Consider the following 17,362-nt stretch of genomic DNA (forward strand, 5'->3'; position numbering starts at 1 on the left):
CCCCGACCCCGACCCCGAGCAGCGCCACCTTGTCGTGCAGCGCGCCGACACAAACGGCCGGCGGAACCGCGAACGGTTTGATCAGCGCCGACACGCCCACCACCGACGGCTTGCGCGTGTTCCAGAACAACACGCCGTTCAAGCTGGCGATTACCACGAACGCACCGGGTGCCGATACGGTGGTCTGGTCCGTGGCGGATTCGAATGGCGCGATCAAGGCGCAGGGCACCTTCGCTGTGAAGGCCGGCGTGCAGACCAGCACGATTCCGTGTACGTCGACGTGGTCCGGTTATGGCGCATTGACCGCAACGCTGCGTTCGAACGGCGGCACCTTGCCGCAAAGCGGCACACGGCCGGTGGGCATTGCGACGTTTGGCGTGTTGCCGAATCTCAGCTCGGTGCTTGGCACCGTGACGTATGCGCATCAGGATCAGCATCGCTTTGGCATGCAGGGCTTTAACGGCAACATCGCCGCGCTGCACGATCTGGGCATTTCGTGGACGATCGACGACCGTGAAGTCTCGGCCATGGAACCCAACGGTCCCAATACGTACACGCCGAGCGTGAACGATCTCGACCCGTTCTATAAGGCCAATCCTGATCAGATGCGCATTGTGCGTCTCGATGGATTGCCCGCCTGGGATTCGAAGACGGGCCAGTTCAACGACAGCTACTACGCGCCGTTGAACATGGCTGAGTATCAGACCTTCATGGGCAAGGTCGGTACCGATACCAGCCTGATCCGCGCGGCGAACTACCCGAACCAGCAGAAGAACTACTACCAGGTCACGTGGGAGCCGAGCCTCGGCTGGGCGGATAGCGACGCGAATTTCGTCGCCATGTACAAGGCCGCTTACCAGGGCATTCACTCGACCGATCCGAACGCAGTCGTGATGGGCACGGCCAATCCGTTTGCCGCGAATTGCGACACTTGCACGACCGGCTATCTGCAGAAGTACGGTGCGCTTGGCCTGTGGAATTACATCGACGCCGTTGCAACGCACGGCTACTGGAACGCGGGTACGTATCCGTCGCACCCGCCCGAGTTGCAGGACTCCGATCCGGATCCGGCGAACCAGGCGAACGCGCTCGACAACCAGATGACGCAATTGCGTTCGGTGATGCAGGCAGGCAAGCCGAACATGAAGCTCTTCTTCACCGAAGCCGGTGTGAGCTATGACCCGGGTCTGAACTACGGTCCCAATGTGCCGTCGCAGAACCAGCTGTACGCGCACGCCGCGGTCGGCGTTCGCGCGCACATCATCGTGCTGGGCGGCGGCGCGCAGGTCACGACGCTGTTCTACGGTCCTGACTATCCGGGCGAAGTGGGCTACGGCTCGTTCTTCGACCTGAATGACGCACAGGGCGCGTTCGGTGCGACGAACCTGTCGCCGAAGCCTGAAGCGATGGCCTTTGCGACGATGACGCGCGCGCTCGACGGCACCAATACGCTGGGCCGCGTCAACGGCACGCCGTCGGGAACGTTTGCCTATGCGTTCCAGCAACTGGGCAACGGCAAGGTGGTGACCGCCGCGTGGGCACACAGCAATGCGCAATGGCCGGCAAACAACGGTGTTTATAGCCAGAGCTACTCGACCAGCTACACGCTCAAGGTCGACAACGCCGGTACGTCGGGCAATGTGACGAAGATCGATGGTTACGGCAATGTCAGCACGGTTGCCTATACCAACGGTCAGGTCGCACTGACGCTCACCGAGGTGCCGCAGTACATCGTCTCGAACAACGCGACGGTGGCCAAGGCCAACTCGACTGTGCCGCTCGGCTATACGGGCCAATAAGCGGTCCAGCAAACTAAGCTGAACGCTTAAGACCCGTCGACGGGCCGCCGATAACAATCGGCGGCCCGTCGCCTTGCGCATTTAGTTATTCCCTCCTGCCCCGATTCATGGGGCAGCACGGCACGATCAGCGTGGCTGTGCAACGCTCCCCATCGCCGCGCGGATAAACCCAAGCAACGACTCGTCCGCCCACGTGCCCGCCATCAGCCCCGGCTCCGTCAGCAGCGCTTCGCGGAACTTGGCCTGAGTGCGTGGATCGTCTCCCGCGTAGCTTCTGAAAAGATCGAGCCAGCGATGCGCAAGCTCGCGCGCTCGCGGCGACTCCGGACCCATGCCCGCGTCGAGCGCGTCGCGCACCTCGGCCATGAGCTTCGGCCATTCCATTGCGCCCTTGCCGTAATTCGCGCGCATGAATTCGATTTCGCCGGGCGACAGATACTTTTCGTAGATCAGCAGCTTCGTTTCCGAAAAGGCCCGCAGCACATAGTCGCGTAATTCGGTTGAAATGCCGCTGCGCGCCTGCATCGACGGTTCGTTGTCGTGCATCAGATTGAGTTTCGCGAGTAGCCGCGGATCGCCGTTCGTGTCGCGCGCGAGCAGGGTCATCCAACGGATCGACAAGGCGCGCGCCGGTTCGCTTTCAGGCGGCACGCCGCGTTCCATCAGCGCGCGCACCTCGCCGATAAGCTCCGTCCATTCCGGATTCGGCGCCTGACTGTTGCGATACATCGGCATGCGTGCGAGTTCGTCCGCGGTGAAATACTTGTCGTACATGGTCATCAACTCCAACGTGGTGAGCCAATCGGTCAGCTCCGGTTCCTCGCCGTCGAGCAACATGCCGTGCAGATGGACGAGGCGTTCGCGCAGGCGCGCGGCCTCGCCAATCTGGCTGTCGAGCATGGCGATCTGCCGCTCGACGATCGAGGCAAGCGGCGTCTCGGGCTGCGCCAGATAGGTCTGAATCTCAGCGAGCGCGAGTCCGAAACGGCGCAGCGCCTGGATCTGGTGCAGCCGGGCAATGTCGTCGCGGTCATAGAGCCGGTAGCCGTTCTCAGCACGGGCCGAAGGCGTGAGCAAGCCGATTGCGTCGTAGTGATGCAGCGTGCGGACGGTCAGTCCGCTGCGCCTGGCCAGCTCTCCCACTTTCAACAACATCCCGACCTCCGGTTAGCGTGCACGCTGGAGGTTAGAACCTTACGCTACGTGAGGGTCAAGCGGAATGGGCGCCGCGGGTCCGCAACTTTGCACAGCCGATGCCATGACCCTGTACTATATGGTTCAGCGCGAACCCGCCTGGCGGCGGGCGTGAGAGAATTCGGGGTATGAACGGGGACCGTGCGCAGCGGCGTATTCCATGTGAGAGCATGCGAAACCCGATGCGGCGTCTAAGGTGCTGAACACAAGTGCTGAATTAAGGTGCTGAACACGCGGCCGGCGGTAGAGGTAGCGGCCGCCCCTCGGGCGCAGGGGCCGCTGCGCCGGGATCTGCCGCGCGGGCTGTCCTGCCGCGTGACGGCCGGGCTGCCGCGGTTGTCGTTGAGCGGCGGCGTGACGAACCACGTGAAATTATGAACAACTTTATCCGACCACCAGTTATCTATCCGTCAACGGTTGTTTTCGTGGATGACAACGACAACTACCTCGACGCGCTGCGCCGTTTCTTTCCGGATACCTCCACCAACCTGTTCTTCGCGCGGCCGCAAACCGCGCTCGCCTTCATCCGGCAGCATGCCCGCGAGAATTCGCTGGAATTCGCGCCGGCGTCGGCATGCGTGAGCGAAACGGGTTTTGAGCGCTATGTCGAGACCTCGGCGGAGCGCGACATCCTGGCGCGCGCTTCCCGCTTTGCCGAGGTGGCCGCGGTGGTGGTGGACTTCGATATGCCGGGCATGAACGGCGTCGATTTCCTCTCCTCCATATCCAATCTGCGTTGCGCGAAAGTGCTGCTGACCGGGGTGGCGGACGAAACGGTCGCGGTCAAGGCGTTCAATGCCGGCATCGTCGATTTGTACCTGAGAAAGTCGGACGGCGAGTCAGCCAACCGGCTGGTGCATTTTCTGAAAGATGCCAAGAACCGGCATTGTTTCGAGGGCGGCTGGCTGGCGTTGGGCGAGAACGGCATGACGTATTGCGACCCGCGAACGCGCAAAGTCATCGACGAAGTGGTGGCCACGCAGGGTATCGTCGAATACTACTGGCGCCCGGAGCAGGACGCGATCCTCATGTTCGACCGTGCCGGCAACCCGAGCGTTTTCGTAGCGTGGGCCGAGAACGACTGGATCTCCCAGGGTGAAATCGTGGCGGACGAGGGCGGACCGGCCGAGCTGTTGAGGCAGATGGCCGTGCGTGAGGTGATGCCGGTGTTCTGGCCGAGCCTCGCGTACCGCTCCGGCCAAAAGTACAAGACACTGCCGCCCCAGACCATTCCGGGCTGGGACGACGTGTTCTACTGCTGGACGCCGCTCGACGCGGCCGACGTCGGTATGGACCTTGTGACGTATTCGCAATGGCGCAACGAGCGTAATCGCTAAAGCTTGCTGACACGCCGAGCTACATGTACGCCATTCCGACTGCTCTCGTGTCCGCGATGTTCGTGGTGTTCGGCCTGTACGTACTGATTACCCAAGGCGCGACGCGGCTGTTCGCGCCGTTCATCCTGATGTGCGGGGCCACCTTCGCCTGGCAAGGCACGTGGACCCTGCTGTTCGAGACACACGACCCGCGGACCGCGGACCTGCTGGTCAGGGCCGGCTATCTCTTCATCCTCTTCCTGCCGACCACCTTCTATCACTTCGTCACGGAGGTCGCGGCGCGGCACCGTGAGCGGCCGGTGTTGCTCGTGTCGTATGGCCTGTGTGTCGCTCTCGCGGTGCTGCTTCCGGGTGACGAAGTCGTGGCCGGCTATCAGCGCTTCTTCTTCGGCTACTATCCGGTCGCCGGTCCGCTGCATCCGTTGCATGTCGTGCAGACCGTACTGCTCGCCGGACGCAGCGGGCAGCTTCTTCTCGCCGCGCGCAGGAACGCGCAGGGCGAGGCGCGCAGACGCCTCGATCTGTGCCTGGCGAGCCTGGGCCTGTACTCGTTCGCGGCGATCGACTACGCGGTCAACTACGGCTACGGGTTCTATCCGCCGGGCGTCCTGTTCATTGGTCTGAGCCTGGGGTTGCTGGGGTTCATCATCGTCCGCTATCACCTGACGCATCCGTATGCCGTTGCGGCAACCATCGCGCATGAGATCGCCACGCCGCTCGCGACCATCGGCATGCACGCGGATGAAATCGCCAGCGTGTGGGCCGACGTGTTCAAAGGTTACCGTGCGGCCGTCAAGCATGGTCTGTATGACGATCACGGCCATTCCGGACAATCGGAGCGGATCAGCCAACTGGCGACGGCGATCAGGCGGGAAGTATCCGGCACCAGCGAGATGGTCGAAATGGCGCTCGCGTCGTTCACGCTCGATCGTCTGGACCGGAGCCGTTTCAGCCCGCAGTCCGTGCGGCAGTGCGTGGCGTCGGCGCTCGAGCGCTATCCGTTCAGCGGGGACGAGCGCGCGCGCGTCACGGTGCTGCCCATCGACCCCGCCATGTCCTTTTCAGGCTCGGATACGGTGGTGGTGTTCGTCCTGTTCAACCTGCTGAAAAACGCGCTGCACGCCATTCGCGCGAGCGGGGGCGGCCAGATCACGATCAGTGCCGTTCAGGACCAGGATTTTTGCGTGCTGCAGTTCCGTGACACCGGACCGGGCATCGCGCCCGACGTGCTGCCCTATATTTTCGACGCCTTTTTCTCGACCAAGCGGCACGGAACCGGTGCGGGGATGGGGCTCACGTTCTGCCGGCGCGCAACGGAGCTTCTGGGCGGGCGTATCGACTGCAGTTCGATTTTCGGCACCCACACGACCTTCACCGTTCGCTTGCCGGTTCCGGGCACACCGTCCGATCGCGCATTGCCCAGGGTGCCGGCGCGCGCAGCGCTGGCGGCGAAGCTAAAACGCTGGAATCCGGACTAACGCCCGTTGCGGGGTGCCGGCGTCGCATGAACGGACAGAAAACGGCATACCTCCGAATGCATCGCCTGCACGCCGGGGCTGGATTCAAGGGCGCGCCAGCATCCATGCACGAGTCCCGTGCCGATCCAGAATTGAGCCTCGCCACCGGCCGCGTTGATACGTTCGGCGAACACGCGTGCGTCGTCGCGCAACGGATCATGCTCGACGCCGATTGCGAGCGTCGGCGGCAGGCCGTCGAAGCGCGTTGCATCGATCGGAACCGTCCATGCCGGGTAGGGCGGGTGTTCGCCCCAGTACAGATCGCGGAATGCGTGGACGTCGGCTAGCGTGAGCATCGGCGCATGCGCTTCGGTGTCGCGGGCGGGCGGTTGCGGGTCGGTGCCAAGCATCGGATAAACCAGCGCCATTCCGCTCACGCCTTGCAGCCCTTCGTCGCGCAAGCGGATCGCCACACCGGCGGCCAGGTTGGCGCCGGCGCTGTCGCCCGCCAGTTGCAGCGTGGCGCCGGCCGGCGAATCGAACGGCAGCCGCCCTTCCAATGCGGCGAGCGTGACCGCCAGGCAATCGTCATGCGCGGCCGGCGCGCGGTGCTCGGGCGCGAGCCGGTAATCGACGGCGATCACGTCGAGACCGGTATCGGCGGCAAGGCGGGCGGTGACAAGCTGATGGCTATTGAGCGATCCGAGCACGAAGCCGCCGCCGTGAAAGTACAGCACCGTGCCGCGTGGCGCCTGGCGATCTGTCTGACGCTTCCGGTAGAGCCGCAATGCGATCGGGTGATCCGCGCCGGTTTGCAGCACGGCGTCCTGCGTCACGACGTCTTCCGGCAACGCCGGCGTGAGCGACGCGGCGTACCGTTCGTAAATCGTACGCTGTTCGGGCGGCGGCAGCGAAGTCGAGTGCCCGGAATAAATCGAGGAGGTTCTCTCGATGAAAGCGGTAATTTCCGGCTCAAGCATGGCCGCTTCCATTGGGTTTGGTTTTGGCGGGCAAGCCGATCACGCGTCCCGCATAGACGGCTGGCGGCAGGGTGGCATGGGCCTCGGCCAACGCCCGCACGCGCGCTTCGACATCGGAGTCGAATGCGGCGGCGCGCGGTCCGCCCGTATCGACATGCAGCAGCATCTGCTCGCCGGCGGCCACGGGTTCGGCGCCATCGCCGGCGAACATCTCGAGGTACAGATGCAGCCGCTTCGCATCGTGCGCCAGCACCCGCATGTCGACGCGCACCGGCGTGCCTTCCTTGATCTCATGCAGATAGCTGATGTGCGCTTCGAGCGTATAGATCGAGCGCCGGCGCTCTTTGCGTACCGCGTCGGGCAAACCGATCAGGTCGATCAAGGCATCGGTCGCGAAGCTGAAAATCAGCATGTAAAACGCGTCGCGCAAATGGCCGTTGTAGTCGACCCATTCGGGGCGCACCGTGTCGCGATAGCAGGGCAGGGCAACAGGTTGCGGCATCGGCAAGTGTCTCCGTTTTTCAGGTCGAGGGGGCAGGCTGCGGACTGTCAAGCTGCCGTGGCTTCAGCGCGCGGCCTGCCTGGCGGTTCAAAGCTCACCGCGTCATTCGGCCGGGAGCAGCCCATGCCGCGCTTTCGCCTCCGCAATCGCCGCCAGAACGCTCGTGATGCAATCGTCACGGTAGCGTTCCAGCTGTTTGATCGAGCGCGGGCCGACCTGCTCGGCGGTGCCATCCACGACCCGGTCGATCAGCTCCTCCGTCAGTTGCGGCGCTACCAGTTTAGTCCAGGGCAGCTCCAGTGCGGGCCCGAATTGCTGCATGAAATGGCGCATGCCTGCATCGCCGCCCGCCAGCGTGTAGGTGAGGAACGTCCCCATGAACGACCAGCGGATGCCCGCGCCGAAGCGTATCGCGTCGTCGATTTCGCCGGTGGTCGCCACGCCTTCGTTGACCAGATGCAGCGCCTCGCGCCACAGCGCTTCGAGCAGACGGTCGGCGATAAACCCGGGCACTTCCTTGCGGACCCGCAGCGGCCGCATGGAGAGCGCGCGATACACCCGCAAGGCGGCATCGACGGTGGCCGGGGCTGTGCGTTCGCCGCCCAGCACTTCGACGAGCGGCAGCAGATACACCGGATTGAACGGATGCCCGACGATGCAGCGCTGCGGATTTACCGCCCGCGCGTAAAAATCGCTGGGCAGAAGGCCCGACGTCGAGGACGCGATGATCGCATCCGGCTTCGCCGCACGGCTGATCTGCTCATGCAGCGCGAGCTTCAGTTCCTCGCGTTCAGGCGCGCTCTCCTGGATGAAATCCGCCTCTGCGACGCACGCTTCGATCGTATCGACGAAACGCAAACGCTCGGGCGATGCGCCCGCGGCGAGGCCGACCCGTTCGAGTGCCGGCCACGCATTCGCGATGTTTTCGCGCAACTGCTTCTCGGCGCCCGGCGCCGGGTCCCACGCGACGACATCGAGTCCGTGGGCGAGCGCGCGCGCGACCCAGCCGCTGCCGATCACGCCCACGCCGATTGCCGCAAAAGTTTTGATATCGACGATCACTGCCATTGCTGACGTTTCCTTTGCCTAGGTGTTTTCCGACTACATAGCGCGCTGCATCGCATGCAAAACGCGCACATCACGATCGATTCCAGCCATCCACTACGCGTACTGCTGCGCCTCGCGCCGCTCCAGTTGACGCTCGCCGCGCGCGGGCAAACCCAGCTTGCGGCGTCCTTCAGCGGGCGTCAGCGCGCGTGCGCCAAGCCGTTCGATGATCTCCACCGCGCGTTGCACCAGCGTGCCGTTCGTGGCGGGCACGCCTTTATCGAGCCAGATGTTGTCTTCCAGGCCGACGCGCACGTGACCGCCGAGCAGCATGGCTTGCGCGACCATCGGCATCTGCATGCGGCCGATGCCGAAGCCGGCCCACTGGGCGCCGGCCGGCAGGTTGTCGGCCATGGCTTTCATGGTCGTGGTGTCGGCGGGCGCGCCCCATGGAATGCCGAGACAAATCTGGAACAGCGGCGGCGCGTCGAGCAAGCCCTCCTTGAGCAATTGCTTCGCGAACCACAAATGGCCGGTGTCGAAAATTTCCAGTTCCGGCTTCACGCCGAGTTCCTGGATGCGGCGTGCGCCGGCGCGCAATTGCGCGGGCGTCGAGACGTAGATGTAGTCGCCGTCGCCGAAATTGAGCGTGCCGCAATCCAGCGTGCAGATTTCCGGCAGCAGTTCCTCGACATGCGCAAGGCGCGTCAGGCCGCCCACCAGATCGGTGTTCGCGCCGAAGCGCATGGGGTCCTCGCCGGGACCGATCTCCAGATCGCCGCCCATGCCCGCCGTCAGATTGATGATCACGTCGGTGCCCGACGAACGGATCCGGTCGACCACTTCCCGATACAGCTGCGGATCGCGGCTGCCGCGTCCGGTCTTCGGGTCGCGCACGTGGCAGTGCGCAACGGTGGCGCCGGCTTTGGCGGCTTCGATGGCGGCTTCGGCGATCTGCTTCGGCGTGACGGGAATGGCCGGATGCTTGCCGACGGTGTCGCCCGCGCCGGTGACCGCGCAGGTCACAATGACTTCGTGATTCATACGTGCTGGTTCCTGTGGATTGAAATGCGCGACTGGCTGGATCGAATTAACAAGGAGATCAAAGCAGATCAAAGACCCAGATAAGCCTTCACCGCGGGCAAGCCGTCCTTGCCGTCATAGGTCTTGACGCCGGCAAGCCAGGCGTCGAGCACTTGCGGGTTTTTCTTCAGATAGGCCTTGGCGGCGTCCGCGGGTCTTTCCTTGTTCATGACCGACTGCATGACCACGTTTTCCAGTTGCGTCGAAAAGCGCAGGTTGCTCACGAGCTTGCCCGCGTTCGGGCAGCGTGTCAGATACTCGGGGGACGTCAGCGTATAAACGCGGGCTTCGCCGTCGTTCGGACCGAATACGCCGTCGCTGCCGGAGAGGTATTTCATATCGATCTGGATGTTCATCGGATGAGGCTCCCACCCAAGAAACACCACCCACTTTTTGTCGCGGATCGCGCGCTCCACCGAAACCAGCATGCCCGCTTCACTCGATTCGATCAGCTTGAAGCCGCCCAGACCGAACTGGTTGGTGGCGATCATCTTCTGGATCGCCGCGTTCGCGCTGCTGCCGGGCTCGATGCCGTAGATCTTGCCGTCGAGCTGGTCGCGGTGTTTGGCGATGTCGGCGAACGTTTTCAGTCCCGCGTCATAGGCGTAGGACGGCACGGCGAACGTGGCCTTGGCGCCGGTCAGGTTGGGCGGTTGCAGCACCTGGATCGATTTCGAATCGACGAACGGCGCAATCGCCTTTTCCTGCACGGGCCACCAGTAGCCGAGCGACACGTCGAGCTGCTTGCTCTTCAGGCCGGCGAACGAAATGGGCACGGAGGCCACGGTCGTCACCGGCTGATAGCCAAGTCCTTCAAATACGGTCGACGCAAGCGCGGTGGTCGAGGTGATATCCGTCCAGCCGATATCGGCGAAATGCACCGCCCGGCAGGCTGCCGGTTCCTCGGCGAAGGCCGGCTGCGTGGTCACGGCGGCGCACGTCGCCGCGAGGCACGCAAGATAAGTCAGGACGGCTTTGATGCGTAACTTCATGACGTTCCCTCTTGTTGACACGTTGAACAGCGTGTTTCGAACCGGGCCGCGCCTGTCAGGATGAAACCAGGCGAAGCGGCCCCCGGACATGCGCGTTACGGCCCGCGTGACCTACGACCTGCGTGATGCGCGAACTGCACGAATGAGCTGCATGAATGACTCAACGTTAATGCCCCATATTTCCCCCAAAGCGACCGCTAGCGACCCGTTCTTGCTCTCATGCGACCATGCGGGAAAACCTGTGTCGCACTCGCGGTGCGGTGCAGCATCGGCGGATGGGAGGTTTTTGGCCGCCTTGCCGGTTCGTACGCTGCTTGCTACGCTGGCCGGGAACCCCGCGCCCGCCGGCGTTTTTGTCCTCTGATTGAGTCTGCGCACGATGCCCGAAGATATGTCGTTCCTGCTGCTGCCGGGCTTTTCGGCAATTGGTTTCATGTCGGCGGTGGAGCCGTTGCGCGTAGCAAACCGCTTTCGCGGCGATCTTTACCGCTGGCGCATTCTGAGTCTGGACGGCGCGCCGGTGGCAGCCAGCAACGGCATCTCGATCAACGCGGACGCGGCCATCGGCGACGTCGACGCGGGGCAGACGCTCTTTGTGGTGGCGGGCTTCGAGCCGCTCGCCTGCTATACGCGCGAACTGGGCGAGTGTCTGAAGCGCTTCGAGCGTGCGGGCGCGACGCTCGGCGGTATCGACACCGGCAGCTTCGTCCTCGCGGAAGCGGGGCTGCTCGGCGGCGCGGACAGTGTGACCGTGCACTGGGAAGCGCTGTCGGCGTTTCGCGAGCGCTACCCGTCGCTGGACGCCAGTCAGGAGCTGTTTGAAATCGGCGCGCGGCGCATAACGTGCGCGGGCGGCACGGCGTCGATCGACATGATGCTCGACCTGATCGGCCGCGCGCACGGCGCGGCGCTGGCTTCTGCGGTCTCGGAGCAATTCGTGGTGAGCCGCATCCGGCAACGCTCGGACCATCAGCGCATGGAGCTTGCCGCGCGCTACGGCGTGCACAACCGCAAGCTGATCCAGGTGATTGGCGTCATGGAGCAGCATATGGAAGAGCCGCTGTCGCCGGACCGGCTCGCGCAGGAGATCGGTGTGACGCGGCGGCAACTGGAGCGGCTTTTCTGTGCCTCGCTGAAAGACACGCCGACGCACTTCTACCAGCAGTTGCGCCTCACGCGTGCGCGCGAGCTGCTGCAACAGACCGACATGTCGATTACGTCGATCTGCGTGGCGTGCGGATTCGAGTCGCCCTCGCATTTTTCGCGCACGTATCGTGCGCGCTTCGGCATGAGTCCGAGAAGCGACCGCCAGGTGAGCGGAGGCAGAAATGCCGGTGAACCGGCTTCGCCGCCGCAGGAGCAAAATCGTGCCTCGCCATCTCAATTATTCCGATTGCAGCAACAGTGAATTCTTTTGTTAGGTGTTTACCCTAGACAAGCTGACTCCTAGACTGTCTCCATCCGCTGCAAACAATCATGTGTGCGGCAGGCAAAAACAATCTCTGGAGGTAGTCGTCATGAAATCCCTGATCGAAGCTGCTGTTATCGCCGCTCTCATTAGCGCTCCGCTGGCCGCATTTGCTCAATCGAATCAGCCGGTTACGCGTGCTCAGGTGCGCGCTGAACTGATCCAGCTGGAGAAAGCGGGCTACAACCCGAGCCTCTCCAACGCTGATGACTACCCGGCAAACATCCAGGCTGCCGAAGCCCGCGTTGCCGCGCAGAACGTCACCGGCTACGGTTCGGCTACCGACGGTTCGTCGCAGGCAGGCAGCCGTTCGGACTCGGCACGCACCTCGTACTCGGCTCCGGTTGTCAGCTACGGCAAGTAATACATCGCGACGTTAGCGCCGGTTAATGCGCTGACGTCCGCGCTGGCGTTGTAAGGCAGGAAAAGCAACAGGCCAGCATTCACCGCGAGGTGAATGCTGGCCTGTTTTGCTTTCGGACGTATGGCACAGTGTCGGTGGCTCACCTTCGGACAAACACGAACAATCAGGAGTGACAGTCATGACCGACCAGCCAGACGCAGTGCCAGACAGCACCGCAGCGCGAGTCGCCTTATGGCGCGCGCTGCATCTCGAGGCCGATGCTCCGCCGCACGTGCTCAACGACGACATCGGACTCAAGCTGCTGGCCCCGGATCAGAACTGGCGCAGCCGTGGAGATATGGACCCGCAGTTCACGCGGCCCTTTCGCGCGTCGATCGTGGCGCGTGCGCGCTTTATCGAGGATCTGGTCGTGGAACAGGCGAGCCGCGGGCTGGATCAGTATGTGATTCTCGGCGCCGGTCTCGACAGCTTCGCGCAGCGCAGGCCGGGGATCGCGTCCCACCTCAAGGTGTTCGAGATTGACCAGCCAGGTCCGCAAGCATGGAAACGTCAGCGTCTGATCGAGCTCGGCTACGGCGTGCCGGAGTGGCTGCGTTTCGTGCCGGTCGATTTCGAAGCGGGAGACGACTGGCGCGACAGGCTCGCGACGGCCGGCTTCGACAAGCGCAAGCCGGCCGTTGTCGTGTCCACCGGCGTCAGCATGTATCTCACCCGCGAGGCGAACGCGGCCACGCTGCGCCAGGTCGCGGCGCTCGCCCCAGGTTCGACGCTGGCCATGACGTTCCTGCTTCCGCTGGACATGGCGGACCCCGAGGTGCGCCCTGGGCTCGAGATGGCGGAGAAGGGCGCGCGCGCGAGCGGCACGCCCTTTATCAGTTTCTTCACGCCGCCGCAGATACTCGCGCTGGCTCAGGAGTGCGGTTTTGGCGCGGCACGGCATGTGTCGGCAGACGATCTGACCCAGCGCTACTTTGCAAGCAGGACTGACGGTCTGCGGCCGCCGCGCAATGCGGAGGAGTTGCTGGTCGCCAGTACCTAGCCTCGCTGCCGGAACACGGTGACCCCGGCCGTTGTGCCGCGCCACGCAGGCGGATTACTCAGCCAACCGGTTCGCCGAGATTGAGCATCAGGCGATTGGCCCACGCGAAGATCGCGATGGAATGGATCAGGTCGAGGATCTCGTCGTCGGTCAGGCCGGCTTCGCGCAGCGCCTTGAGCTGCGCCGGTTCGACGTGGCCCGGGTTGAGCGTCAGATCATTCGACGCCTGCACGATCGCTTTTTCGCGGGGCGACGTTCCAGCGGTGGCAGGATCGTTGAATACCTGCTCGATCACGTCGTCGCGCTTGGCCAGTTGCTCGAAGCGCTGGGCATGCACGGATGCGCAATACACGCAGCCGTTGACGCGCGACACGACCGTGGACGCCAGTTCGCGTTCCGCGCGCGGCAAACCGCCCGGCGCATACATGATCGCGTTGAACGCCGCCGAGCGCTGGCGCAGAACCTCCGGCTGATGCACGAGGAACAGGTAGTAGTCCGATTCTTTGGCCTTCGGATGACTTTCTTCGAGCACCGCGATCTGTTCCGGCGAGGCATCGTCGAGTGACACGATATCCAGCCACGCATCCCATTCCAGCACGCGATTCGTAAAGCCGTGAGCTTCGATCAGGCGGGTCATGCGGCCTCCGTTTCATTCAAGGCCTGCAGCGCTTGCAACCCGGCTGTGAGGCGAATCTGGTAGGAAAGAAACGCGATCAATTGCGCGAGTACGACTACGGCCGGGGTCGCGATGCCGGCATCGCGCAGACGTTCGAGCGCGGCTTTGTCGCCCTCGATCGGCGCCTCTATCAGCGTGCGCGTGAAAGTCAGCATCGCGCGCAAACGGGGCGGTTCGAATGCCGCGTCGCTCGTCGCGCCTTGAGCGATCTGGTCGATCACCGCGCGAGCGGCACCGATCGCCGCGAGCTGCTGCGCGTAGTGAGCGGCCAGCGCGGGCGCCTTCGACAGCGTGCAGGCATAGAGCGCGACGCACAGGCGGTCGGCGAGCGGCAGGTCGGGCAGCGCGGGATCGAACAACACGTCATAGCTGCGCTGGGTCGCGGCGGCGACCTTGGCGCGTTTATGCCGGGTGGCGTGCGCCGCCGAACCGGGTGTGAGGCCGGCTATGCGGTCGATCACGTCGGTGCTGGCGTCGTAGGTATCTGTCATGATTGCTCCTGCCGGAAAGAGTCGTTCGCGTACGCAGGCTCAGGCGAACGCGGTTGGCGTGCGGTGTCGAGAAAAGCCAGCGCTTCGCGCCACGATGCTTCGTCCGCGCGGGCGTTGGCCGCGGGTTCGCCGCCGCCCGTGCTGATGCGCTTCGACACGGGATGGGCATAGACGAGCTGGGTGGTCGGCACGTACGGAAACAGAATCGCGTGGCCGGCGCGCTCGAAGTCGAGATGCCGCACCGGGTAAGCATGCCCGCACCGTTCGAGCTGTTCGGCCACCATGCGCGAATAGTCGGATGAGGGCCACGAACCGTCGTCGGTGGCGGAGAGCAGCAGCACCGGACCGTCGATATTTTCGACGCGGATCCGCGCGCGCTCTACGGCCTCCTTGTCGAGCAACGCGGTGCGGATCGCCCGTTCGTGGCGATGCGGCGGCGGTCCATCGTCAAAGGGCTGCCAGCTCGCCGTGCGGTTGTTTTCCCACAGATGCGGCAGCGGCTTGCCATCGAGCAGCCAGGTCGGGCCTTCGCGGCCGATGGCGGGGTCGGCCGCGTTTTGCGCGCTGTGCACGACCGCGCCGGGCACGTAGCCGATCACCGCCTTGATCCGGTCCGGATACGTCGCGCCGAGCAACAGCGCCAGCTCTCCGCCGCGCGATTGCCCGCTCACCGCAATGAAATCGTGTGCCGGCTCCAACTCGCGCGCGATCCAGTCGAGCGCGCGGCGGAAGTATTCCAGCGACGTGTTGGAGATGTAGTCGGACAGCCCCGGCGTTTTGAAATAGCCGAGCGCGAGAGCGGCATAGCCACGCGATGCATACAGCGCGCCGCGCGGTTCGTTGATGCCGCCGCCCGAGCCGTTGAGCACGAGCACGACGGGATGCGGTCCCGGTGTGGCGGGCAGGAACAGCGTGCCGACGCAACCGTCCGCGCGCACCTCGCGCCGCTCCACGCCTGGCGCCATCAGACGCTGCGTGAGTTCGGTTGCGGCCAGCACGTGGCCGGTCTTGTCGAGCACTTCGATGCGGGTCGTCAGCGCGGTCGAGACATCGGCGGGAAACACGTCGCGTTTTCCTGCTTCTGTGGGCGCTTGCGACCAGATGAGTCCCATCGGCGCGAGGCCCGCGTAGTCGCCGGCTAGCGGTGCGTCGCGCTCCAGATCGATTACGCCGTGCTCGTCGCTGCGAAATACCGCATGGCTGGTCCAGACCGACCCTGCGCCGCGCACGGTCCGGGTCCGCAGGGTCAGTAACGCCTCCGGCTGCGCACCGGTCACCGTGATGTGGCGCGCGACGTCGATCAGCGCGTCGGCGGGTGTCGCCGTGATGTCGATCATGCGAGCCTCAGCTGCCGATGCGCGTGACCATCATCGCCGTGGTCCGGTCGCTGACCGCGGGCGTCACTTTCAAGCCTTTCTTTGCAGCCCAGACGTTTTCGTAGTGATACAGCGGGATGACGCCCACATCGTCGCTGACCACTTTCACAGACTGTCGCAGGATCGCTTCGCGCTTGGCCGGGTCGAACTCCGCTGTCGCCGCGTCGAGCGCATGGTCGACTTCCGGGTTGCTGTAGCGCCCCCAGTTCGATGCGCCAATGCCTTTTTTCGCGTCGACGGTGCAGAGCACGTTGACGAGCGCATAGCTCGCTTCGCCGGTGCCGTTGCCCCATGCGATCACGCTGACCGCGAACTCGTTCTTGTTGGCGCGGCTCGCATAGGTGGCCCAGGGCATCACTTCGACTTTCGTCTTCACGCCGATGCGGGTCCAGAACTGCGCGACCGCCTGGGCCGTTTCGGGCGCTTGCGGGTAACGGTCGTTCGGCACGCTGAGCGTCAGCTGGAAGCCGTCCGGATAACCGGCTTCGGCCAGCAGCTTCTTCGCCGTGGCCGGATCGTTCGGAATGTTCTTCACGTCCGGGTTATAGCCGAAGGTCTTCTCCGGCATCCACTGGTTGGCGACGGTCGCCGCGCCTTGCAGGATGCGGTCGGTGATGGCGGGACGGTTGATCGCCAGCGAGAGCGCGCGGCGCACGCGCACATCGAGCAGCGGATTGTTCGGCAGCGGCTTGCCGGCATTGTCGGTGATATAGGGGCTCGGGCCTTTGCGGAAACTTGGCTGAAGCAGCAGCACACGCAAGCCGGGATACGCGAACACCGACACCTGCGGCGACTGCTTCAGGCGCGGCAAATCGGACACGGAGACCTTGTCGATCACATCGACGTCGCCCGACAGCAAGTCCGCGGTGCGTGCCGCGGCGTTGCTCACGTAGCGATAGTTCACCTTGTCCCAGAGCGGTTTCGGGCCCCAGTAGGCGTCGTTGCGCGCCATCACCACGCGGTCGCCCGGCGTATAGGACACGAACTTGTAGGGGCCCGAGCCGACCATCGCGCGGCCGGCGTTGTAATCCTCCGACGTTGCCTTTTCGCCCGCATGCTGGCTCACGATGTGCACGGAGGTCAGGTTGAGCGGCAAGTCCGGTGTCGGGCTAGTTGTCTTGATGATCAGCGTGTACGGATCGGGCGCGCTCACGGAAGCGATGGTGCGCAGGTAGCCGGCGAACGTGGCGATGGTCCCCGGCACGTTGCGCGCGCGCTGATACGAATAGATCACGTCGTTCGCCGTGAACGGCGTGCCGTCCTGCCACTTGACGTCGCGGCGCAGCTTGAATTCCCACGTGTCGTTGCCGGTCGCTTTCCAGCTGGTCGCGAGGCCGGGCGCGAGCGTGTTGTTGTGATTCTCGACCAGCAGATCCCAGAAGTGCAGATCGACGGAACGATCGCCCGCGTAGTTGTTCAATTGCGGATCGAGCGACGACAGCGGATCGGCGAACGCGAGGTTGAGCGTTTGCGCCGACGCGGCGCCGGTGTGGAACAGCGCCGCGCTGGCGAGCGCGAGGGTCAGCGTGGAGAGGAGCGGGCGTTTCACGGTGCAAG

At 64.2% G+C, this 17,362-nt stretch carries 16 protein-coding genes; 6 read left to right on the forward strand and 10 right to left on the reverse strand.

Annotated elements, in window-relative coordinates:
* Positions 1-1,799 (forward strand): hypothetical protein (locus A6V37_RS13655; RefSeq protein ID WP_242665701.1); only part of this gene is annotated, 1,799 nt, incomplete at its 5' end.
* 126 nt (positions 1,800-1,925) lie between these two features.
* Here A6V37_RS13655 and A6V37_RS13660 read toward each other — a convergent pair.
* Complete coding sequence (locus tag A6V37_RS13660) at positions 1,926-2,954, reverse strand: MerR family transcriptional regulator (RefSeq protein WP_064265262.1); 1,029 nt, start codon at positions 2,952-2,954, stop codon at positions 1,926-1,928.
* 413 nt (positions 2,955-3,367) lie between these two features.
* Here A6V37_RS13660 and A6V37_RS13665 point away from each other — a divergent pair, with 413 nt between their 5' ends.
* Entirely contained in the window at positions 3,368-4,330 is a 963-nt protein-coding gene (locus A6V37_RS13665; protein ID WP_064265263.1) for a response regulator, read from the forward strand.
* A 23-nt stretch (positions 4,331-4,353) separates the two neighbouring features.
* On the forward strand, positions 4,354-5,808 hold the full coding sequence (locus tag A6V37_RS13670; protein ID WP_064265264.1) for a sensor histidine kinase: 1,455 nt from the start codon (positions 4,354-4,356) through the stop codon (positions 5,806-5,808).
* On the opposite strand, the gene A6V37_RS13675 is transcribed toward A6V37_RS13670, so the two are convergent.
* The 5 genes from A6V37_RS13675 to A6V37_RS13695 form a co-directional block, all read right to left on the reverse strand.
* Positions 5,805-6,767: an alpha/beta hydrolase gene (locus tag A6V37_RS13675; RefSeq protein WP_064265265.1), complete on the reverse strand. Its 963-nt coding sequence runs from the start codon at positions 6,765-6,767 to the stop codon at positions 5,805-5,807. The genes A6V37_RS13670 and A6V37_RS13675 overlap by 4 nt on opposite strands.
* Positions 6,760-7,269, reverse strand: a complete 510-nt coding sequence (locus A6V37_RS13680; protein ID WP_064265266.1) for a thioesterase family protein — start codon at positions 7,267-7,269, stop codon at positions 6,760-6,762. Before A6V37_RS13680 ends, A6V37_RS13675 begins: the two co-directional genes overlap by 8 nt.
* 102 nt (positions 7,270-7,371) lie before the next feature.
* Positions 7,372-8,337 carry an L-carnitine dehydrogenase gene (locus A6V37_RS13685; protein ID WP_064265267.1) on the reverse strand — a complete coding sequence of 322 codons (966 nt, stop codon included), beginning with the start codon at positions 8,335-8,337 and terminating at the stop codon, positions 7,372-7,374.
* Between the two features lie 93 nt (positions 8,338-8,430).
* Positions 8,431-9,360 carry a 3-dehydrocarnitine:acetyl-CoA trimethylamine transferase CdhC gene (gene cdhC / locus A6V37_RS13690; RefSeq protein WP_064265268.1) on the reverse strand — a complete coding sequence of 310 codons (930 nt, stop codon included), beginning with the start codon at positions 9,358-9,360 and terminating at the stop codon, positions 8,431-8,433.
* A gap of 68 nt (positions 9,361-9,428) precedes the next feature.
* Positions 9,429-10,391: a choline ABC transporter substrate-binding protein gene (locus A6V37_RS13695; RefSeq protein ID WP_064265269.1), complete on the reverse strand. Its 963-nt coding sequence runs from the start codon at positions 10,389-10,391 to the stop codon at positions 9,429-9,431.
* Between the two features lie 379 nt (positions 10,392-10,770).
* Here A6V37_RS13695 and A6V37_RS13700 point away from each other — a divergent pair, with 379 nt between their 5' ends.
* From A6V37_RS13700 to A6V37_RS13710, 3 genes are all read left to right on the forward strand, one after another.
* Positions 10,771-11,799, forward strand: coding sequence for a GlxA family transcriptional regulator (locus tag A6V37_RS13700; protein ID WP_064265270.1), 1,029 nt, complete (start codon positions 10,771-10,773; stop codon positions 11,797-11,799).
* Between the two features lie 109 nt (positions 11,800-11,908).
* Entirely contained in the window at positions 11,909-12,223 is a 315-nt protein-coding gene (locus A6V37_RS13705; protein WP_064265271.1) for a DUF4148 domain-containing protein, read from the forward strand.
* A gap of 178 nt (positions 12,224-12,401) precedes the next feature.
* Entirely contained in the window at positions 12,402-13,262 is an 861-nt protein-coding gene (locus A6V37_RS13710; protein WP_064265272.1) for a class I SAM-dependent methyltransferase, read from the forward strand.
* Positions 13,263-13,320: 58 nt separating this feature from the next.
* Here the strand turns inward: A6V37_RS13710 and A6V37_RS13715 are convergent, their stop codons facing one another.
* The 4 genes from A6V37_RS13715 to A6V37_RS13730 are packed head-to-tail and all read right to left on the reverse strand — an operon-like array spanning position 13,321 to position 17,354.
* Complete coding sequence (locus A6V37_RS13715) at positions 13,321-13,899, reverse strand: peroxidase-related enzyme (RefSeq protein ID WP_064265273.1); 579 nt, start codon at positions 13,897-13,899, stop codon at positions 13,321-13,323.
* Positions 13,896-14,429: a CMD domain protein gene (locus tag A6V37_RS41345; RefSeq protein ID WP_064265274.1), complete on the reverse strand. Its 534-nt coding sequence runs from the start codon at positions 14,427-14,429 to the stop codon at positions 13,896-13,898. The genes A6V37_RS13715 and A6V37_RS41345 overlap by 4 nt, the downstream gene beginning before the upstream one ends.
* Entirely contained in the window at positions 14,426-15,766 is a 1,341-nt protein-coding gene (locus A6V37_RS13725; protein WP_064265275.1) for an acyl-CoA thioesterase/BAAT N-terminal domain-containing protein, read from the reverse strand. Before A6V37_RS13725 ends, A6V37_RS41345 begins: the two co-directional genes overlap by 4 nt.
* 7 nt (positions 15,767-15,773) lie before the next feature.
* Positions 15,774-17,354 carry an ABC transporter substrate-binding protein gene (locus tag A6V37_RS13730; RefSeq protein WP_064265276.1) on the reverse strand — a complete coding sequence of 527 codons (1,581 nt, stop codon included), beginning with the start codon at positions 17,352-17,354 and terminating at the stop codon, positions 15,774-15,776.
* Positions 17,355-17,362: the final 8 nt, after the last annotated feature.

This window comes from Paraburkholderia ginsengiterrae, from assembly GCF_001645125.1.
GTDB classification, from domain to species: Bacteria; Pseudomonadota; Gammaproteobacteria; order Burkholderiales; family Burkholderiaceae; genus Paraburkholderia; species Paraburkholderia ginsengiterrae.

Excerpts from the sequence above, each read along its gene's own strand:
- A6V37_RS13660 (WP_064265262.1), bottom strand. The coding sequence starts at position 2,954 with ATGTTGTTGAAAGTGGGAGAGCTGGCCAGGCGCAGCGGACTGACCGTC.
- A6V37_RS13665 (WP_064265263.1), top strand. The coding sequence starts at position 3,368 with ATGAACAACTTTATCCGACCACCAGTTATCTATCCGTCAACGGTTGTT.
- A6V37_RS13670 (WP_064265264.1), top strand. The coding sequence starts at position 4,354 with ATGTACGCCATTCCGACTGCTCTCGTGTCCGCGATGTTCGTGGTGTTC.
- A6V37_RS13675 (WP_064265265.1), bottom strand. The coding sequence starts at position 6,767 with ATGCTTGAGCCGGAAATTACCGCTTTCATCGAGAGAACCTCCTCGATT.
- A6V37_RS13680 (WP_064265266.1), bottom strand. The coding sequence starts at position 7,269 with ATGCCGCAACCTGTTGCCCTGCCCTGCTATCGCGACACGGTGCGCCCC.
- A6V37_RS13685 (WP_064265267.1), bottom strand. The coding sequence starts at position 8,337 with ATGGCAGTGATCGTCGATATCAAAACTTTTGCGGCAATCGGCGTGGGC.
- cdhC (WP_064265268.1), bottom strand. The coding sequence starts at position 9,360 with ATGAATCACGAAGTCATTGTGACCTGCGCGGTCACCGGCGCGGGCGAC.
- A6V37_RS13695 (WP_064265269.1), bottom strand. The coding sequence starts at position 10,391 with ATGAAGTTACGCATCAAAGCCGTCCTGACTTATCTTGCGTGCCTCGCG.
- A6V37_RS13700 (WP_064265270.1), top strand. The coding sequence starts at position 10,771 with ATGCCCGAAGATATGTCGTTCCTGCTGCTGCCGGGCTTTTCGGCAATT.
- A6V37_RS13705 (WP_064265271.1), top strand. The coding sequence starts at position 11,909 with ATGAAATCCCTGATCGAAGCTGCTGTTATCGCCGCTCTCATTAGCGCT.
- A6V37_RS13710 (WP_064265272.1), top strand. The coding sequence starts at position 12,402 with ATGACCGACCAGCCAGACGCAGTGCCAGACAGCACCGCAGCGCGAGTC.
- A6V37_RS13715 (WP_064265273.1), bottom strand. The coding sequence starts at position 13,899 with ATGACCCGCCTGATCGAAGCTCACGGCTTTACGAATCGCGTGCTGGAA.
- A6V37_RS41345 (WP_064265274.1), bottom strand. The coding sequence starts at position 14,429 with ATGACAGATACCTACGACGCCAGCACCGACGTGATCGACCGCATAGCC.
- A6V37_RS13725 (WP_064265275.1), bottom strand. The coding sequence starts at position 15,766 with ATGATCGACATCACGGCGACACCCGCCGACGCGCTGATCGACGTCGCG.